16 protein-coding genes are annotated in these 17,234 nt (G+C 67.9%); 8 read left to right on the top strand and 8 right to left on the bottom strand.

Features of this window, described 5'->3' with window-relative positions:
• Positions 1 to 288: 288 nt before the first annotated feature.
• The 5 genes from ACWGSK_RS05655 to ACWGSK_RS05635 all read right to left on the bottom strand — a co-directional run bounded on the left by ACWGSK_RS05655 (position 289) and on the right by ACWGSK_RS05635 (position 6,324).
• Entirely contained in the window at positions 289 to 1,383 is a 1,095-nt protein-coding gene (locus ACWGSK_RS05655) for an ABC transporter ATP-binding protein (protein WP_358503034.1), read from the bottom strand.
• The gene (locus tag ACWGSK_RS05650; RefSeq protein ID WP_452455294.1) at positions 1,380 to 2,495 is read right to left on the bottom strand and encodes an ABC transporter ATP-binding protein; all 1,116 of its coding nucleotides are present in this window, start codon (positions 2,493 to 2,495) and stop codon (positions 1,380 to 1,382) included. The genes ACWGSK_RS05655 and ACWGSK_RS05650 overlap by 4 nt, the downstream gene beginning before the upstream one ends.
• A gap of 2 nt (positions 2,496 to 2,497) precedes the next feature.
• Positions 2,498 to 3,511, bottom strand: coding sequence for an ABC transporter permease (locus ACWGSK_RS05645; RefSeq protein ID WP_358503039.1), 1,014 nt, complete (start codon positions 3,509 to 3,511; stop codon positions 2,498 to 2,500).
• Complete coding sequence (locus ACWGSK_RS05640) at positions 3,511 to 4,515, bottom strand: ABC transporter permease (protein WP_067601606.1); 1,005 nt, start codon at positions 4,513 to 4,515, stop codon at positions 3,511 to 3,513. The genes ACWGSK_RS05645 and ACWGSK_RS05640 overlap by 1 nt, the downstream gene beginning before the upstream one ends.
• Positions 4,516 to 4,656: 141 nt before the next feature.
• Positions 4,657 to 6,324, bottom strand: a complete 1,668-nt coding sequence (locus tag ACWGSK_RS05635) for an ABC transporter substrate-binding protein (protein ID WP_067601603.1) — start codon at positions 6,322 to 6,324, stop codon at positions 4,657 to 4,659.
• Positions 6,325 to 6,649: 325 nt separating this feature from the next.
• Here ACWGSK_RS05635 and ACWGSK_RS05630 point away from each other — a divergent pair, with 325 nt between their 5' ends.
• Positions 6,650 to 7,054: a hypothetical protein gene (locus ACWGSK_RS05630; protein WP_067601600.1), complete on the top strand. Its 405-nt coding sequence runs from the start codon at positions 6,650 to 6,652 to the stop codon at positions 7,052 to 7,054.
• A gap of 79 nt (positions 7,055 to 7,133) precedes the next feature.
• Here ACWGSK_RS05630 and ACWGSK_RS05625 read toward each other — a convergent pair whose 3' ends face one another.
• Together ACWGSK_RS05625 and ACWGSK_RS05620 are read right to left on the bottom strand one after the other, a co-directional pair.
• Complete coding sequence (locus tag ACWGSK_RS05625) at positions 7,134 to 7,628, bottom strand: hypothetical protein (protein ID WP_223809158.1); 495 nt, start codon at positions 7,626 to 7,628, stop codon at positions 7,134 to 7,136.
• 95 nt (positions 7,629 to 7,723) lie between these two features.
• A complete protein-coding gene (locus tag ACWGSK_RS05620) occupies positions 7,724 to 8,239 on the bottom strand; it encodes a gluconokinase (protein WP_067601597.1) in 516 nt (171 codons plus the stop codon).
• Between the two features lie 132 nt (positions 8,240 to 8,371).
• On the opposite strand from ACWGSK_RS05620, the gene ACWGSK_RS05615 reads away from it, so the two are divergent.
• Positions 8,372 to 9,082, top strand: a complete 711-nt coding sequence (locus ACWGSK_RS05615) for a FadR/GntR family transcriptional regulator (RefSeq protein WP_358503046.1) — start codon at positions 8,372 to 8,374, stop codon at positions 9,080 to 9,082.
• 39 nt (positions 9,083 to 9,121) lie between these two features.
• Here the strand turns inward: ACWGSK_RS05615 and ACWGSK_RS05610 are convergent, their stop codons facing one another.
• On the bottom strand, positions 9,122 to 10,498 hold the full coding sequence (locus tag ACWGSK_RS05610) for a GntP family permease (RefSeq protein ID WP_067601591.1): 1,377 nt from the start codon (positions 10,496 to 10,498) through the stop codon (positions 9,122 to 9,124).
• 239 nt (positions 10,499 to 10,737) lie between these two features.
• Here ACWGSK_RS05610 and ACWGSK_RS05605 point away from each other — a divergent pair, with 239 nt between their 5' ends.
• The 6 genes from ACWGSK_RS05605 to ACWGSK_RS05580 all read left to right on the top strand — a co-directional run bounded on the left by ACWGSK_RS05605 (position 10,738) and on the right by ACWGSK_RS05580 (position 17,204).
• Positions 10,738 to 11,289, top strand: a complete 552-nt coding sequence (locus ACWGSK_RS05605; protein ID WP_067601588.1) for a DUF7010 family protein — start codon at positions 10,738 to 10,740, stop codon at positions 11,287 to 11,289.
• A gap of 461 nt (positions 11,290 to 11,750) precedes the next feature.
• Positions 11,751 to 12,386: a DJ-1/PfpI family protein gene (locus ACWGSK_RS05600; protein ID WP_452455293.1), complete on the top strand. Its 636-nt coding sequence runs from the start codon at positions 11,751 to 11,753 to the stop codon at positions 12,384 to 12,386.
• Between the two features lie 107 nt (positions 12,387 to 12,493).
• Entirely contained in the window at positions 12,494 to 13,498 is a 1,005-nt protein-coding gene (locus ACWGSK_RS05595; protein ID WP_358503055.1) for a threonine aldolase family protein, read from the top strand.
• Positions 13,499 to 13,645: 147 nt separating this feature from the next.
• Positions 13,646 to 14,434 (top strand): IclR family transcriptional regulator, encoded by a 789-nt coding sequence (locus tag ACWGSK_RS05590; RefSeq protein ID WP_358503058.1) that lies wholly within the window; start codon positions 13,646 to 13,648, stop codon positions 14,432 to 14,434.
• Positions 14,435 to 14,714: 280 nt separating this feature from the next.
• Positions 14,715 to 16,211, top strand: a complete 1,497-nt coding sequence (gene glpK / locus ACWGSK_RS05585) for a glycerol kinase GlpK (RefSeq protein ID WP_358503061.1) — start codon at positions 14,715 to 14,717, stop codon at positions 16,209 to 16,211.
• A 240-nt stretch (positions 16,212 to 16,451) separates the two neighbouring features.
• Complete coding sequence (locus ACWGSK_RS05580) at positions 16,452 to 17,204, top strand: MIP/aquaporin family protein (RefSeq protein WP_358503064.1); 753 nt, start codon at positions 16,452 to 16,454, stop codon at positions 17,202 to 17,204.
• The last annotated feature ends 30 nt before the right edge of the window (positions 17,205 to 17,234 follow it).

Here is a 17,234-nt window from a genome sequence, read left to right as displayed (position 1 = left end):
GCGCGAAACCGGCGAAACCAGCGGCTCCCCCAAGATCGATGGGATCACGCCCACCGACCCCACCACCACCCCGAACTCCCCTGCCTGTGGATAACTCGCCTTCCTTGCAGAAAATCCGATCTCTAGCCTCCGATCCCCCACCCCCCTTTCCGACCGTCTTCCGTCCTCACCTCCCACTCCCCGTGGCCCACGTCCCCGCCGCGTCCCGCCACATCCCGCGACGTCCCGCCACGCACACGAACGCGCGGGTGCCCCGGTACACCGGGACACCCGCGCGTTCGCGTTCGCTCAGCTCGCGCCGTGCACGACCCGATCGGCCCGTTCCTCGCTGGGCTGGATCTCACCGGACAGGATCTGCTCGGCGTAGTGGCAGGCCACCCGGTGGGTACCGCTCTTCAACGGGCGCAGTTCGGGCCGCTCGGTGTCGCACAGCTCCTCCTGGCGCCAGGGGCACCGGGTGTGGAACCGGCAGCCGGTCGGCGGGTTCGCCGGCGAGGGCAGGTCACCGGCGAGCAGGATCCGCTCACGGGAATCCTCGACCGTGGGGTCGGGAACCGGCACCGCCGACATCAGCGAACGGGTGTAGGGGTGCATCGGGGTCTCGTACATCTCGTCGCTGGTGGCCTCTTCCACCAGTGAACCCAGGTACATCACCCCTACGACGTCGCTGACGTGCCGCACGACCGCGAGGTCGTGGGCGATCACCAGGTACGTCAGCCCCATCTCCTCCTGGAGTTCCTCCAAGAGGTTGAGCACCTGCGCCTGGATGGACACGTCCAGGGCGGACACCGGTTCGTCGCAGATGATGAGGTCCGGTTGCAGGACCAGCGCGCGGGCGATGCCGATGCGCTGGCGCTGGCCGCCGGAGAACTCGTGCGGGTAGCGCTTGAGCGCCTTGGCGGACAGGCCCACCCGTTCCAGGGCGTCGACGATGCGGGTCTCCCGATCCTTCTGGATCAGTCGACGGCGGTCCTTGGCGGTGGTGCCTTCGGGGATCTCCTCGGGCCCGCCGATGCCGTGGGTCTCCAGCCCTTCCATGAGGATGGCGCCGATGGTCTGCCTCGGGTTGAGGCTGCCCAGCGGGTCCTGGAAGACCATTTGGAGGTTGGCGCGTTCGCGACGCATGGACTCGGGGTCGAGTCCGGCGAGGTCGCGCCCACCGAACCACACTTCGCCGTCGGTGATCTGGTTCAGGCGCAGGACGGCTCGCCCCAGGGTGGTCTTGCCGCATCCGGATTCGCCGACGAGGCCGTAGGTCTGGCCCTTCTCGATACTCAGCGAAACGCCGTCGACGGCTTGGACGTGCCCGATGGTGCGGTCGATGAGCACGCCGCGCTTGATCGGGAAGTGGACCTTGAGGTCCTTGATCTCCAGCAGGCTCATCCCCGCTCCTCCTCGTCTTCGCCGTCTCTGCCGTCTCCCACGTCTTCGCCGGCAACGGTCGTGGTGTCCAGGACGGCCCGGTCCACCACTTCCGCGTGCTCGATGGGATTGACGCAGCGGTGGACGTGCTCGCCACCGCCACCACCCCCGGCGCCGTCGGCCATGGTCACGAGAGGGGGCGGCCCCTGGAGGCACTCCATCGTGTAGTGGTCGCAGCGGGGCGCGAACGCGCAGCCGTCCGTCCAGGCGATGTTGTCGTTGACGGAACCGCGCACCGGGGTGAGCGGCTCCCCTCGTGGCGCGTCGAGCCTCGGGATGGACCCGAGCAGTCCCACGGTGTACGGGTGCGTGGGGTCGGCGAACAACGGTTCGCGTGGCGCGGTCTCCACCGCCCTCCCGGCGTACAGGACGTTGATGTCGTCGCACAGGCCGGCCACCACGCCCAGGTCGTGGGTGATCATGAGCAGGGCGGTGCCCTCCTCGGTGACCAGGTCCTTGAGCAACTCCAGGATCTGCGCCTGGATGGTGACGTCCAGGGCGGTGGTGGGTTCGTCGGCGATCATCAGGCGGGGCTTGCAGGCCACCGCCATGGCGATGAGCGCGCGCTGGCGCATTCCACCGGACAGTTGGTGCGGGTACTCGTTGAGCCGTCGAGTGGGATCGGGGATGCCCACCCGGTACAGCAGGTCGGCGGCCTCCTTGCGGGCGACGGCCCCGCGTATCCCCCGGTGTCGCTTGAGGATCTCGGTGACCTGCAGGCCGATGGGAACCACCGGGTTGAGCGAGCTGAGCGGGTCCTGGAAGATCATCGCCATCTGGGATCCGCGCAGGTCCCGCAGGCGGCGTTGGGAGAGGCGGAGCAGATCCACCTCACCGTCGGGCAGCTGCATGACGGCGCTGCCACCGACCTTGACCCCGCGGTCCGGGAGGAGCCCCATCAGGGCCAGGGAGGTGACGCTCTTGCCGCAACCGGACTCGCCGACCAGACCCGTGACTCGACCTTCCTCCAGGCTGAAGGAGACCCCGTCGACGGCGCGCGTTTCACCGGACCCGCGCCGGTGGAACACCACGGACAGCTCGTCCACCGCCAACAGCGGCGTGCTGGAACTCATGGTCACTTCCTCAACTTCGGGTCGAGCGCCTCACGCAGGGACTCTCCCAGGAGGGTGAAGCCGAGCGCGGTGATGATGATGCCCAGGGCCGGGTAGACGGCCAGGGCCGGAGCGCTGGACAGGAACCGTTGGGCCTCGGAGAGCATCGTGCCCCACTCCGGGAAGTTCGCGTCGGGGTTGCCCAGACCCAGGTAGGACAGGGCGGCCGCGTCGATGATGGCGGTCGCCAGGGTGAGCGTGGACTGGACGAGCACCGGCCCCATGGAGTTGGGCAGGATGTGCGTCAGGGCGATCTTGTGGCTGCGCACGCCCATGGCCTGCGCGGCCAGTACGTACTCGCGGTTGCCCTGGGAGATCATCGCGCCGCGCAGCAGCCGGGCGAAGATCGGGATTTGGGCGATACCGACCGCGAGCATGACGGTGGTCAGGCTGGGTCCGACGAGCGCGGCGACGGTGACGGCCAGCAGCAGGGACGGCAGCGCGAGCATCATGTCGATGACGCGCATGATGACGTTGTCGACCTGACGCCCCCACCGGCCACCGAGGACCGTGCAGCCGCCGGCGACGCCGCCGAGCAGGGCACCGAACAGGAAGCCGACGAAGGTGGCGACCACACCGACCATGAGGGTCTGGCGGGCTCCGATCACCATGCGGGAGAACATGTCGCGGCCGAGGTGGTCCAGGCCCAACCAGTTCTCGGCGCGTGGTCCGACGAACTCGTTGCGGTTGGGGAAGACCTCGCTGCCCCAGGCCTGTGAGGTCGGGCTGTAGGGGGCGATGAGCGGTGAGAACAGCGCCACCAGCAAGAACACGACGACGATGATCGCGCCACTGATCGCCATGGGGCTGCGCCGCATGCGTCCGAAGGCCTCGCGCCAGACCCCGGCACCGTGGCCGTCGTCGCCCCGGTCGCCCATGAGTTCGGCGAGCCGGTCGACCTTGGCGGCCTTGCGCTTGTGGAGGGGCGTCTTCTCTTCGGTCTCGGAAGGGCTTTGGGAGCTCGGTGTCGTAGGCATCACTGGGCCCGCACTCTCGGGTCGAGGAGGCTGTACGAGATGTCGACCAGGAGGTTGATGAACACGTACATGGTGGCGATGAGCAGGATGAACCCGGTCAGGACCGGATAGTCGCGTTCCTGGGTGGCGATGTACACGAACGAACCGATGCCCGGGAAGGCGAACACGCTCTCGGTGAGGACGGCCCCCGCGAAGAGGCTGCCGGTGAGCAGACCGACGGCGGTGACCACCGGCAACAGGGCGTTGCGCAGCACGTGGCGGGTGCGGACCGTGGTCCGGTGCAGACCCTTGGCGTTGGCCGTGCGCACGTAGTCCTCTTCCATCACCTCCAGGACGCTCGCCCTGGTCATACGGGTGATGACGGCCAACGGGATGGACGCCAGCGCCAGCCCCGGCAGGGCCAGGTGGGCGAGCGCGTCCCAGACCACGTCCCATTCACGGGTCATGACACCGTCCAGGACGACGAATCCGGTGATGTCGGTGCGGGTGAGCCCCGGGGAGAGCCGGAAGGCCGAGGGGAACCACCCCATGCCCTCGGCGAAGACCACCTTGAGGATGAACGCGAGGAAGAAGACCGGGGTGCAGATGCCCAGGAGGGAACCGCCGACGGCGGCGAAGTCCAGGATGGTGCCGCGGCGGCGCGCGGCGAGGTAACCGAGCGGAAGTCCGATGATGACGGCGATGAGGATCGCGGTCACGCCCAGCTCGAACGTCGCCGGGAACCTGAGGAAGAACTCGTCCAGGACCGGACGTGAGGTCTGGAGCGATGTCCCGAGGTCGCCTTGGGCGATTCTGCGCAGGAAGGCCAGGTACTGAACCATGAGTGGTTCGTCCAGGCCGAGCGACCGCCGCAGCATCGCACGCTGTTCAGGGGTCGCGTCGTCGGGGAGGAGGGCGTACTCCGGCCCGCCCGGCAGCCGTTGGAGCCAGACGAACAGCAGGATCGACAGGCCACCCAGTGTCGGGATGAGCTGTAGGAGTCGCCTGACGATGAATCGCAGCACCTTCGCCGCCTTTCGCCAGTGGTGGAAGGTTCGGATGATCGGGGGATCGCCCCAGGGGAGGTGCGGCGACGGGGGGACACCGCCATGGGGCACCCGTGGTGCCGGGCCCGACCGGCGTGGCGGTCGGGCCCGGCGGAGGTACTACTTCCAGGAGGCTTCGCCGAAGTTCTCCTGCGTCAGCGGGCTGACGTTGGGCGGCTCGACGTCGGGCGAGAAGGCGATCGAGGGCGGGGAGCTGGAGATGGGCAGCCCCGGCAGGGCGTCCATGACCATCTCGTTGAGCTCCTGGTAACCGGCGACGCGCTCTTCCTCGTCGGGGTTGGTGCTCACCTCGGTCATCTTGTCGAAGAGCTCTTCCTCGTCCATGCCCCACGCGTCGTTGTGGGTGGAGAACCAGGTGCCGATGAAGTTGTAGGCGTCGTTGTAGTCACCGGTCCAGCCGAGCAGGTACATCGGGCAGTTGCCGCTGTCGACCTGGCCGGAGTAGACGGACCACTCGTAGGGGGTGGCCTCCACGGTGACGCCGACCTCCTGGAGGTCTTCGGTGATGACGTCGAAGATGTCCTTGGGGGCGGGCATGTACGGGCGGGTGACCTCGGTCGGGTAGCAGAACTCGACGTCGAAGCCGTCTTCGTACCCGGCGTCGGCGAGCATCTCGCGGGCCTTGTCCGGGTCGTAGTCGAAGGTCCGCACGTCCTCGGACCAACCGTCGAGGGTGTCCGGGTGGAACTGCGTGGCGACCTCGCCACCCTCGGGGAGGATGGTGTCGACGATGCGCTGGCGGTCCACCGCGTGGGAGAGGGCCTCACGGACCTCCATCTCGGCGAGCGCCTCGTGGCTCTCCTGCTGGTAGGCCATGTACAGGACGTTGAACACGTCACGGGTGGGCACCTGGAAACCGGCGTCCTCCAGCGGCGCGACGTCGGCCGGGGCGACCAGGTCGTAGCCCTGGATGTCACCGGCCTCCAGCGCCTGGCGGCGGGCGGTCTCGTCGGGGATGCTCCGCAGGATCATGGTCTCGAAGCCCGCCGGGTCGCCCCAGTAGTCGTCGTACCGGTTGAGGGTGACCTCGGCCTGGTCCTGGTTCCATTCCTCGACGGTGAACGGACCGGTGCCGGCGAGTGAGCCGGCGCTCTGGGCGAAGTCGGGGAGGCTCAGGTTGCCCTCTTCACCGGTGACCTCCTGGCCCTCCATGGTCTCCAGGGTGGTGGGGCTCATGATGCCGAAGGCGGCGAGGCTGAATCCACCGGGGAAGATCGAGGAGTACTCGGAGATCTCGATGACGGCGGTGAGCTCGTCCTCGGCGTCACAGGAGACGTAACGGGATTCTCCGGTGCTGTAGTCCTCGTCGGGCTCGGCGAATCCACCGAAGATCGACTGCCAGTAGTAGGACAGGTTGGAGCTCTGGTAGGCACCGGTCAGATTGTTCCAGCGATCGAAATTGGCGCAGACGACCTCGGCGTTGAATTCGTCGCCGTCGTGGAAGGTGACGTTGTCGCGGAGGTTGAAGGTCCAGACGGTGCCGTCCTCGGACTGATCCCAGGTCTCGGCGAGACCGCCGACGATTTCCGAACCACCGGATTCGTGATCGAGAAGGGTTTCGAAGACCTGCCGGCTGTAACGGTAGGTCTCGCCGTCGTTGGTGAGGAAGGGATCCAGTGACGTGATGTCACCGGCGGCCCCGAAGACGAACGGCTGCTCGCCGTCGCCGGAGCCGCGGTCACTCTCCGCACAGGCTGTCGCCACCAGGGTGAGCGACGCCGCGACGGCCACGAGACCGAGCGGCTTTCGGGAAGACTTCGTGAACATGTGGTCCACCTCAGGGGGACGTGGGGTTGAGGCCCAGAACGATTGCTGTGGACCCTAAACCGGTTCACGAGCCCCTGGGAAGATAGACGGCTGGGTATTAATACAACCGTTTCAGATCTGTGCCGTGATCCATAGCTCGGTTTTTCGCGTCCAGGTGTTCAACTGTTCGGGATCTTAAAGGGGGCAACGGAAACCCGAATCCCATGACCCTGAGTACTCGCTTCAGTACATTCTCTCAAAGTTATCCTGTCATAGGATGATTTAACTTTTCCGACATGGTGTCCGTTTCGGACCGAGGACCCTTCGAGCGTCCTATGATCTGCGAATGGACACACCCCTGGACGACGCGTCCCTCACCGCGTTCCTCGAAGGTCAGGACAGCGCCTGGCTCACCGAACAGCTCATGCTGATCGCCGACGAGGACCCCATCACCCGCATCCGCCTGAGCGGTGCCGCCGGCGCGGAGAGCGCGGTCGAGGAGGCACGCGCCGTCGTGCTGTCCCTGGTCAACGCGCACCTGCCCGCCAAGAGCGAGGATGACGACGAGGAGGATGATCCCCTCCATCGCGCACTCGATCTCCTGGACGACCTCATCGACTACGGCTTCGAGGACGAGATCGGCGACGTCGCGGACGAGGCCCGGGAGGTGTACGTCGCCCGTCACGGCGAGGACGACGGCGAGCACTTGGCCCGACTGCACGTCCTGGCCGATGGCGAAGAGGACGACTGACCGGACATGGGGAAGGCCCGGCGGGGAACGGTTCGTTCAAAACCCGCCGGGCCCTTTGTCGAAGTGGAGTGGCCTGGTGCTACTCGTGGCACCAGCGACGCACGTTGGTGCTCCACAGCGCGATGTTGAGGACGATCGCGGAGAGCGCCGCCACGGTCCCCGCCAGCATCAGCGGGGTGTCGGCGAGCCAAGCCGCCAGGAACAGCGTGAACAGCGCGGTACCGAAGGCGAACAGTGAACCGATCTGGGAGGCCCGCCAGAGCACGTGACCGGCTCGACGGACCGGCAGTGCCAGCGCGACCAGGCCGAGGCCGACCAGGGCCGCCATCACGAGCAGCAGCCACAATTCGGTCGTCACGCTCGCGTGGACGCCTTCGGAAAGCATGCTCCCGACCAGGTAGGCGAGCAGGCCGTACAGGGCCGCGGCGACGAACATCAGGACACAGGTCTGACGCACGTCCAGCGGGGGACGCACTCCCGGGTGGGCCGGGGCCAGAAGGCTCTTCCGGGGCGGGGGCACCACGCTGAAGGGGCGGGACGCGGTGGCGGTGGGGGACGGTTGGGAGTCTTGCATGACGAACAGGGTCGCGTGCCGCGCCCCACTGCACAAGTGGAGTAATGCCACACAACGGACCGTGGCCGTGGCATGACGTAACGGAGCGGGACGGATCAGACCCCCGTGGCCCCCATCCGCTCCCCCACGTACTCCAGGGCCTGCGATGTCAGCGTGTCCAGGTCCTCGCGCACGTCGAGTTCCCGGCCGGCCTCGTCCGGGCCGAGCCGTTCCAGGGTCTGCATCTGGGAGAGCAGCAGCCCCGACGGCATGAAGTGGTCCTCTCGGGCGTCGAGCCTCTCCCAGATCACCTCCTGTGTTCCGTGCAGGTGGAGGAAGTGCACATCCGAGGCCCCGGCCCTCAGCAGGTCCCTGTAGTCGCGTTTGAGCGCCGAACAGGCCATCACGGTGGACTCGCCCAGGGCGTCGTTCGCACCGATCCAGCGGGCCAGTTCACGCAGCCATGGTCCACGGTCCTCGTCGGTCAGGGGCACCCCCGACTCCATCTTGCGGATGTTGGCCTCGGGGTGGAAGTCGTCGGCCTCGGCGAAGGGCAGCCCGAGACGGACCGCGACCCGCTGGGCCACACTCGTCTTGCCGCTACCGGACACACCCATGAAGACAAAGTGCATGGTCTCTCCGTCTCGTGGCCCGCCACTCGGCGGCACCACCAATAGTGTTATCAATCGTTCCCGTTAGGCTTCAGGCTGACCCCGGCCCATAGCGGCCGAAGCAGCAGAACCGGGAAGTACGAGGGACCGCCGATGGGCACGACGCACCGCACGTTGCACAACCGGGTGCTGGCGGTGCTCGGCCCGGCGATCGCCGCGGGCGAGTACGCCTGCGGTCACACCTTCACGCTGAGCGGGTTGGAAGATGGATTCGGGGTCTCTCGGACGGTCGCCCGCGAGGCGGTGCGGGTCCTGGAGTCCATGGGCCTGGTGATCAGTCGCCCCCGCACCGGCATCCGGGTCCGGCCCCGGCGCGACTGGAGCGTGTTCGACCCGCAGCTGATCCGCTGGCGCCTGGCCGGAGACGCCCGCATGGACCAGCTGCGATCCCTGAACGAACTGCGAGCGGCCGTGGAACCGGGCGCCGCGGCCCTGGCCGCCGAACGCGGCCCCGCCGACGAGCGGGCCCGGCTGGTGGTGCTGGCCGAACAGATGACACTGACCGGTCGGGCCGGCAAGCTCGACACGTTCATGGACCTGGACGTCACGTTCCACCGGCGCATCCTGGAACTGTCCGGCAACGAGATGCTGGCCGGGCTCTCGGACGTGGTGACCGAGGTCCTGGTCGGCCGCACCTCCTACGACCTGATGCCGCACCAGCCGCGCCCGGAGGCGTTGCGCCTGCACACGGCGGTGGCGCAGGCCATCCGGGACGGGCTGCCGGACGTGGCGGAGGCGGCGATGCGGGCCATCGTCACCGAGGTCTCCGACGCGTTGAAGGACACCCGCCCCCCGCAGGGGTGAGCCGCGTTCGGGTCGCCCGGCGACCATGGCCCGTTCCACCTACAGGACCAGGGACAGACCGAAGGCGAGCCCGAAGCCGATGAAGCCGATCAGGGTCTCCATCACGGTCCAGGTCTTGAGCGTGGTCTTGACGTCCATGCCCAGGAAGCGGCCGACCAGCCAGAAGCCGGAGTCGTTGACGTGCGACAGGGCCGTGGCTCCGGAGGCGATGGCGATCACGATCAGGGCCAGGTCGATGGAGCTCAGCCCCGAGGTGGCCTGCACCGCCGGGGCGATGAGGCCCGCGGCGGTGGTGATGGCGACGGTGGCCGAGCCCTGGGCGACGCGCAGGGCCAGGGCGATGATGAACGCCGCGAGGATGACCGGCATGCCCGTGGAATCCAGGCTGTCGGCGAGGGCGTCACCGATACCGCTGGTGCGCAGGACCCCGCCGAACATGCCGCCGGCGCCGGTGATGAGGATGATCGCGCAGACCGGGCCGAGCGCCCCGCCCACGATCTCCTCCACCCTGGTACGCGTGAAGCGGCCCTTGCTGAGCACGACCATCGCGTAGACGACGGTGATGAGCAGGGCGATGGGGGTCTCACCGACCAGGCGCATGACCTGCACCCACGTGGCTTCCTCGGGCACCGCGCCGGTGGCGGCGACGGTGGTGATACCGGTGTTGGCGAAGATCAGCAGCATCGGCAGGAGGAGGACGCTGATGACGGTCATCAGGTGCGGCGGGTTCTCGTGCTTGACCTCACCGTCGGACATGATGTCGTCCGGGACGGGGAGCTCCCAGCGCTTGCCCGCCCACAGGCCGAACAGGTAGCTGGCCAGGTACCAGGTGGGGATGGCCAGAAGGGCACCGATGAGCAGGGTCAGCCCCATGTCGGCGCCGATCTCGACGGCGGCGGTGACCGGACCGGGGTGCGGCGGGACGAACGCGTGCATCACCGCGAAGGCGCCGGCGGTGGGCAGGGCGTAGAGCAGCACGGAGCCGCCCACGCGACGGGCGACGCTGAAGACGATCGGCAGCATCACGACGAGGCCGACGTCGAAGAAGATCGGGAAGCCGAACAGCAGTGAGGCCACGCCCAGCGCCAGCGGGGCCCGCTTCTCGCCGAACAGCTTGATGAGGGCACCGGCCAGGACGGCCGCGCCACCGGTGATCTCCAGCAGGCGGCCGATCATCACACCGAGGCCGACCAGGAGGGCGACGCTCGCGAGTGTTCCGCCGAAGCCGTCCAGGAGGGTGGGCACCACCCCGGCGACCGGGATGCCGGCGGCGAGCGCGGTGATCACGCTGACCAGCACGAGCGCGATGAAGGCGTGCAGTTTGAATCTGATGATCAGGAACAGCAGGAGCGCGATGGCGCCCGCCGCGATCCCGAGGAGGGGACCCGTGCCGTACACGGGTTCGAAGTTCTCCACGACGGAGCCTTCCACTGGGCGGGGTGGGACGTGGCGGACACCGAGTACCGCCTTGACCTGCTCTTGGACCAGGCTCCGAGAATGGTAATACCATTTGTGAGGTCCTGTGAACACACAGGTGAGGTTCTGTGACGGAGACGCAGGTCACAGGCCTGAAATCGGTGCTCGCGGGACGCGCCGGCCGGAACCGGCCCTGCTCACGGCAATGAAACGACACGCTCCGCCCGTAGGGTGATCGCGTGCCTGCGACCACAGAACCTCAGCTCCTGGACGACCGGATCCGACGCCAGGGGATCATCATCCTCAGCGTCTTCGCCTTCATCTGGGCTGTGGCGGGATGGGGGAACCTGAGTCAGGCCCCGCTCCTGGCCATGATCGTGTCCGCGTTGGTGTCCCTCCTGGTGATCCTCCAGGGGATTCGCTACGCGAGCCAGGGTCATCGACGACGCGAGCGCGTCCTTCCACGTTCGTGGAACCGCTGGGTGGGCGTGGTCAACATCACCCAGATCGTTCTGATCGCGGCGGCGGTGTTCGCCCTGGTGCGCACCGACCAGCTGATCTTCCTGCCGCCCACGATCGCGCTGATCGTGGGACTGCACTTCTTCCCCCTCGCCCCACTCTTCGATCAAAGGCAGTACCTCTGGACGGCGGCGGCCCTGTGCCTGCTGGCGATCGCCGGTTTCGTCGCCGTCCTCACCGGCGCGGCCCTGGAAATGGTCATCGCGGGCGTCTGCGTGAGCGCCGCCGTCGCCCTGTGGACGAGCGCGATCCTCATCGCCATCCGCAACTGACCCCTCAGCCGGCCACGCGCTCCCGCGACAGCGGGACACCCTCGCCCTCCAGGATTCGTCATTGATCCTGCTTTCTTAGTAATCGCAGCTTGGAATTCAGGGCGTGTGGGGCTCAGGAGACATTGCAGCGTCTGCTGAGCCCTTTTTCGTGTGCGCGACCGGAAAGGTCAGAGACTCGCCCATGGGTTGTCGTTCAAATCGGCGGCCAGGAAGAACCAGAAGAGCCCCGACATCCGCCGAAGCACGCATGCACCACGCGCTCACGGCCGGGCGTTTCCCCTACCGGCCTCCACCTCATCCCTACTTCCTCACCCTCCGTCATCTGGACAAGTTCCCACCCGAACCACCAGACCGGTATTTTCACGGCACCCACGAATAAAACCGAAAGCGAGCGCAGCCGCCACCAGAACCCTGGTATCCGTAAATTGACACCCCGCCCTTCCAGACTTCAACCTCTTGCCATGAACGCAGAGCTCCGCACCTCCCTCCACCTCGCTGTTTACGACCAGATGGCCGACTGGCAGTACGGCCACGCGGTCGCGCACGTGCGTTCGGGGTTGGGTCCACTCGGGCTCGGGAGCCGCGAAATCGTCACCGTGGGCCTGACCGGAGCGCCCGTGACCACCGCCGGCGGCCTCACCCTCCTCCCCGACATCACGTTGCCGCAGCTCATCCCCTCCGCGAGCGCGATGCTGGTGCTCCCCGGATCGGAAGCGTGGGACCACTCCCCCGAGGTCATGGCCCCCTTGGCCTCCGCCGCGGGCATCTTCCTGGACGCCGGGGTTCCGGTCGGGGCGATCGGATCGGCCACGGTCGGCCTCGCACGCGAGGGCCTCCTGGACTACCGGGACCACACCGGGGTGTGCCGACAGGATCTGGTCACGACCACCGGCTACGCGGGCGGTCACCGCTATCTGGCCCGGCTGGCCGTCACCGACGGTGACCTGGTCACCGCCGCCGCGACGGCACCGGTCGAGTTCGCCCGCGAGGTCATGGCCCGACTGGACGGCCACGGCCCCCGAACCTTGGACTCCTGGTATCGCCGCTACGCCCTGCACGACGGCGACACCTCCCTGAGCCTGGCGGATGAGGGCTGATCCACACCGGGCGGGTAGGCCACCGCGAAGGGTCGCCCAGTATCGTCATGGCCGTACCCGCCTCTTCCGCGTCGCCGCGGCCGCCTCAGCCACCCCGGGGGACCCTCATGATCGACCTGCGCTCGGACACCTTCACCCGACCCACGAAGGAAATGCGCCTGGCCATGGCCGAGGCGAAGGTCGGCGACGACGTGTGGGGCGAGGACCCCACCGTCCGCGAACTGGAGGAGGAGACGGCCGCCCTGCTCGGCAAGGAGGCCGCCCTCTACGTCACCTCCGGCCACATGGCCAACCAGCTGGGCCTGTGGGTGGCGGCCCGCAGCGGCGAGGAGGTGTGGGCGCACGAGAACCACCACCTCATCGGTGACGAACAGGGCGCGGCGGTCGTGTTGTCCCGGGTCCTGCCGAGGCTGTACTCGGGCGACCCGTTCCCCGCCCAAGAGCTCCTCGACGGGTGGATCACCGGGCTGGGCGACGTGCATCGCGCGGATCCCGCCCTGTTGTGGTTGGAGAACACCTTCTCCGGTCGGGTCGTCCCATTGGCCGAGCAGCGGCGCGTGACCGACTTCGCGCACGCCCACGGGTTGAGGGCGCACCTGGACGGCGCCCGGCTGTGGAACGCCGCCGCCCACCTGGAGGTGGGGCCGGCCGTGGTGGCCGAGGGCTTCGACACGGTTTCGGTGTGCTTCTCCAAGGGCCTGGGCGCACCGGTGGGTTCGGCGGTGGCCGGTGACGCGGACACGATTCGGCGGGCCCGGCGCGGTCGAAAGCTGCTCGGCGGCGGTATGCGTCAGGCGGGCGTCATCGCCGCGGGTGCCCTGTACGCGCTGCGCCATCACCGTGAACGCATGGTGGAGGACCACGAGCGGGCCGCTCGCCTGGCCGAACTCCTGAACGAGCTTCCCGGCCTGGACGCGGTGGCGCGAACCAACATGGTGCTGGTGACCACCCCCGAGGGCGAGGCCGGTCGGTACGTGGAGGCGTTCGCCGCGCAGGGGGTGCTCGCGACGGGCGGCGGTGACCGTATCCGGATGGTCGTGAGCCTGGAGATCACCGACAGCGACGTCGAGGACGCGGCGAAGGCGACCGCGAAGGCCGTCGCCCAACTCTGATCGGGCCCGGCCGCAGGTCAGCGGGGTGGAGCCTCGGTACACTTACCCGGCTCCGCCGTGAACCCGGGGCCGGCAGGTGTCGAGCGTCACATCGCGTAGTAGCATCTGGCGTATGACATTGTCGTACTAGAGAGTGGTAGCACCGCAATGCCGGGAAGAATCCAGTCCATCGAACGCGCCGCCGCTATCCTGCGGCTGCTGGCCAGTGGCGCCCGGGGACTGAGCCTGGCCGAGATCTCCCGATCCCTCCAACTGCCCAAGGGCACGGCCCTGGGCATCCTTCGCACCTTGCAACACGTGGGGTTCGTGGAGCAGGACCCCGAGTCGAGTCGCTACCGCCTGGGCGGGGGCATGCTCAGCCTGGGCACCCGCTACCTGGACGGCAACGAACTGCGGACCCGGGCCCTGAACTGGGCCGACACCCTGGCCTCCCGAAGCGGGGAGAGCGTGCGCATCGGCACCCTGCACAAGCACCAGGTGCTCGTGGTGCACCACGTCTTCCGCCCCGACTCCTCCAGTCAGACCCTGGACGTGGGCACGTTGCTGCCGTTGCACGCGACGGCCCTGGGCAAGGTCCTGATGGCCTTCGACCCCTTGGCGGTCCCCGAGGACGTGGCCGCGGTGGAGACCGACTCCCCCGTGGAACTCACCGCCTTCACCCGCCATACGGTCACCACCATGGCCGACCTGGAAGCGGGTCTGGACGAGATCCGCGAACAGGGCTGGGGCTGGGAAGTGGAGGAACTCGTCGACGGCGAGGTGTCCATAGCCGCGCCCATCCGCGACCGGCGTGGAGTGACCGTCGGCGCGATCGGGGTGCGCGGCGCGGTCGAGCGCCTGCGCGACGAGGCCGGCCGCCCCGACATGGAGCAGGTCTCCTACATCCGCGACGCGGCTCGCGCGATCTCCCGCGACCTGGGCGTGACCCCGTACTGAGGCCCGCCACGAGCGCGCTTGCGACCCCGTCGGACGAACCCCGCTCACCGTGGTTTCCGGAGTGGGGTTCTTCTGATGTCCGCCTTCGCCTGAGATGGTGGGGGTCTAGGGCTTGTGACTCACGCGACACGATTGCGTCACGCGCTCTTGACATGGGAAGGAAACACAGTCGAAACTAACGCCTAATCATACGTCATTGTCGTACGCCATGCGGGGATGACCGCTGTAATGCATGTTCCGACCCCCCGTCCCCATCCACGTCCATCTGAAGGCGAGACCGATGAGCCAGCAGTACATCGCCGCGATCGACCAGGGCACCACGTCGAGCCGCTGCATCCTCTTCGACCAGGACGGGCGCATCGTCTCGGTCGATCAACGTGAGCACCGCCAGATCTTCCCCAAGCCGGGTTGGGTGGAACACGACGCCCTGGAGATCTGGACCAACGTCGAGTCCGTCGTCCAGAAGTCGCTGCAAAAGAGCGACATCACCCCCGACCAGATCGCCGCCATCGGTATCACCAACCAGCGCGAGACCACGCTGATCTGGGACAAGGAGACCGGTGAGCCGGTCTACAACGCGATCGTCTGGCAGGACACCCGCACCGACGAGATCGCCCGTGAACTCGGCGGTGAGGAGGGCCAGGACCGCTTCCGTCCCAAGTGCGGTCTGCCGCTGGCCACCTACTTCTCCGGCCCCAAGATCCGCTGGCTCCTCGACAACGTCGAGGGGGTCCGCGAGCGCGCCGACCGCGGTGAGCTGCTGTTCGGCACCATGGACACCTGGCTGATCTGGAAGCTGACCGGCAAGCACGTCACCGACGTCACCAACGCCAGCCGCACCATGCTGATGAACCTGGAGACCCTGGCCTGGGACGACGAGATCCTGGCGGCCATGGACATCCCGGCGAGCCTCCTGCCGGAGATCCGGTCCTCCTCCGAGGTCTACGGCGAGTCCACCGGCTACCTGGCCGGCACCCCGGTCGCCTCCTCACTGGGCGACCAGCACGCCGCGCTGTTCGGTCAGACCTGCTTCGACCCGGGCGACGTCAAGGGCACCTACGGCACCGGCACGTTCCTGGTCATGAACACCGGCACCAAGCCCATCAAGTCCGAGAACGGGCTGCTCACCACCCTCGGCTACAAGATCGGGGACACCCCGGCGGTGTACGCGCTGGAGGGCTCCATCGCGGTCACCGGCTCCCTGGTGCAGTGGCTGCGCGACAGCCTCGGCCTGATCTCCTCCGCTCCGGAGATCGAGACCCTGGCCCGCACCGTGGACGACAACGGCGGTTGCTACATCGTTCCGGCCTTCTCCGGCCTGTTCGCCCCGCACTGGCGCAGCGACGCCCGCGGCGTCATCGCCGGCCTGACCGGTTACGTGAACAAGGGTCACATCGCGCGCGCCGTCCTGGAGGCCTCGGCCTGGCAGACCCGCGAGGTCGTCGACGCCATGAACGCCGACTCGCAGATCGATCTGACCACCCTGAAGGTCGACGGCGGCATGACCGCGGACAACCTGCTCATGCAGATCCTGTCCGACGTGCTCGACGCCGAGGTGGTGCGTCCGATGGTCGCCGAGACCACGTGTCTGGGCGCGGCCTACGCGGCCGGTCTGGCCGTGGGTTACTGGCCCGACATCGAGACGCTGCGCGCCAACTGGCACAAGGCCGCCGAATGGAACCCGAAGATGGATTCGTCGGTTCGTGAACGCGAGTACCACAACTGGAACAAGGCCGTCGAGCGCACCCTGGGCTGGGTCGAGCACGAGAACGCCTGAAGCGTACGGGCGGACGTCAGCCGTCCCGCACCACACGCGTGACCGCGCCCCAAGGGGACAGAGCGAACTGGAACCCTTGGGGCGCGGATCCAGGGCACCGACCAGGTGCCCACTCCCCATTCAAATGTGACGGGTGTGTCCGATTATGCCCGTGTAGGCGCGAATCCGCTGCGGTTCACGCCACACCGGCCAGGTGACACCCGTGACCCGGCTGCCCCCGCCAAGGGGGCGGAGATCCCCATGGTCTATCTCGCAGAATTCATCGGAACCGCGATCCTCACCCTGCTCGGCTGTGGTGTCGTCGCGGGTGTCTCTCTAGCCCGGTCCAAGGCCCTCAACGCGGGCTGGATCGTCGTGACGTTCGGCTGGGGCATGGCGGTCACGATGGCCATCTACGTCGTCGGCACCACCAGCGGCGCCCACATCAACCCGGCGGTCACGCTGGGCATGGCCAGCATCGGCGACTTCGAGTGGGCGCTGGTGCCCGGTTACATCGCCGCCCAGATCGCGGGTGCCTTCGTCGGTGCCGTCCTGGTGTACCTGGCCTACCTCCCGCACTGGGAGCACACCGAGGACCAGGGCGCCAAGTTGGGCGTCTTCTCCACCGCTCCGGCGGTGCGCAAGCCGCTCCTCAACCTGGTCACGGAGATCATCGGTACCGCGCTGCTGCTGCTGGGCATCCTCGGCATCGGTGCCAACGCCGACGCGGTGTCCTCGGAGGGCGGCGTCATGCTGTCCGACCTGTTCGCCAACGGTCTGGCCCCGCTGATGGTGGGTCTGCTGGTGTTCGCGATCGGTATGTCCCTCGGTGGTCCCACCGGGTACGCCATCAACCCGGCCCGTGACCTGGGCCCGCGTATCGCGCACGCCCTGCTGCCCATTCCCGGCAAGGGCTCCTCGGACTGGGGCTACTCCTGGGTCCCGATCGTCGGTCCCATCATCGGTGCCGTGATCGGTTCCTGGATCTGGAAGCTGACCGGCTTCGGCGGCTGATCCCCACCGAGAACCCCGTACGAAACCCCA

It is taken from the genome of Nocardiopsis sp. NPDC055551 (assembly GCF_053619415.1).
Note: the sequence above shows the minus strand (reverse complement) of the source record. Positions and strands in the feature narration are given on the sequence as shown.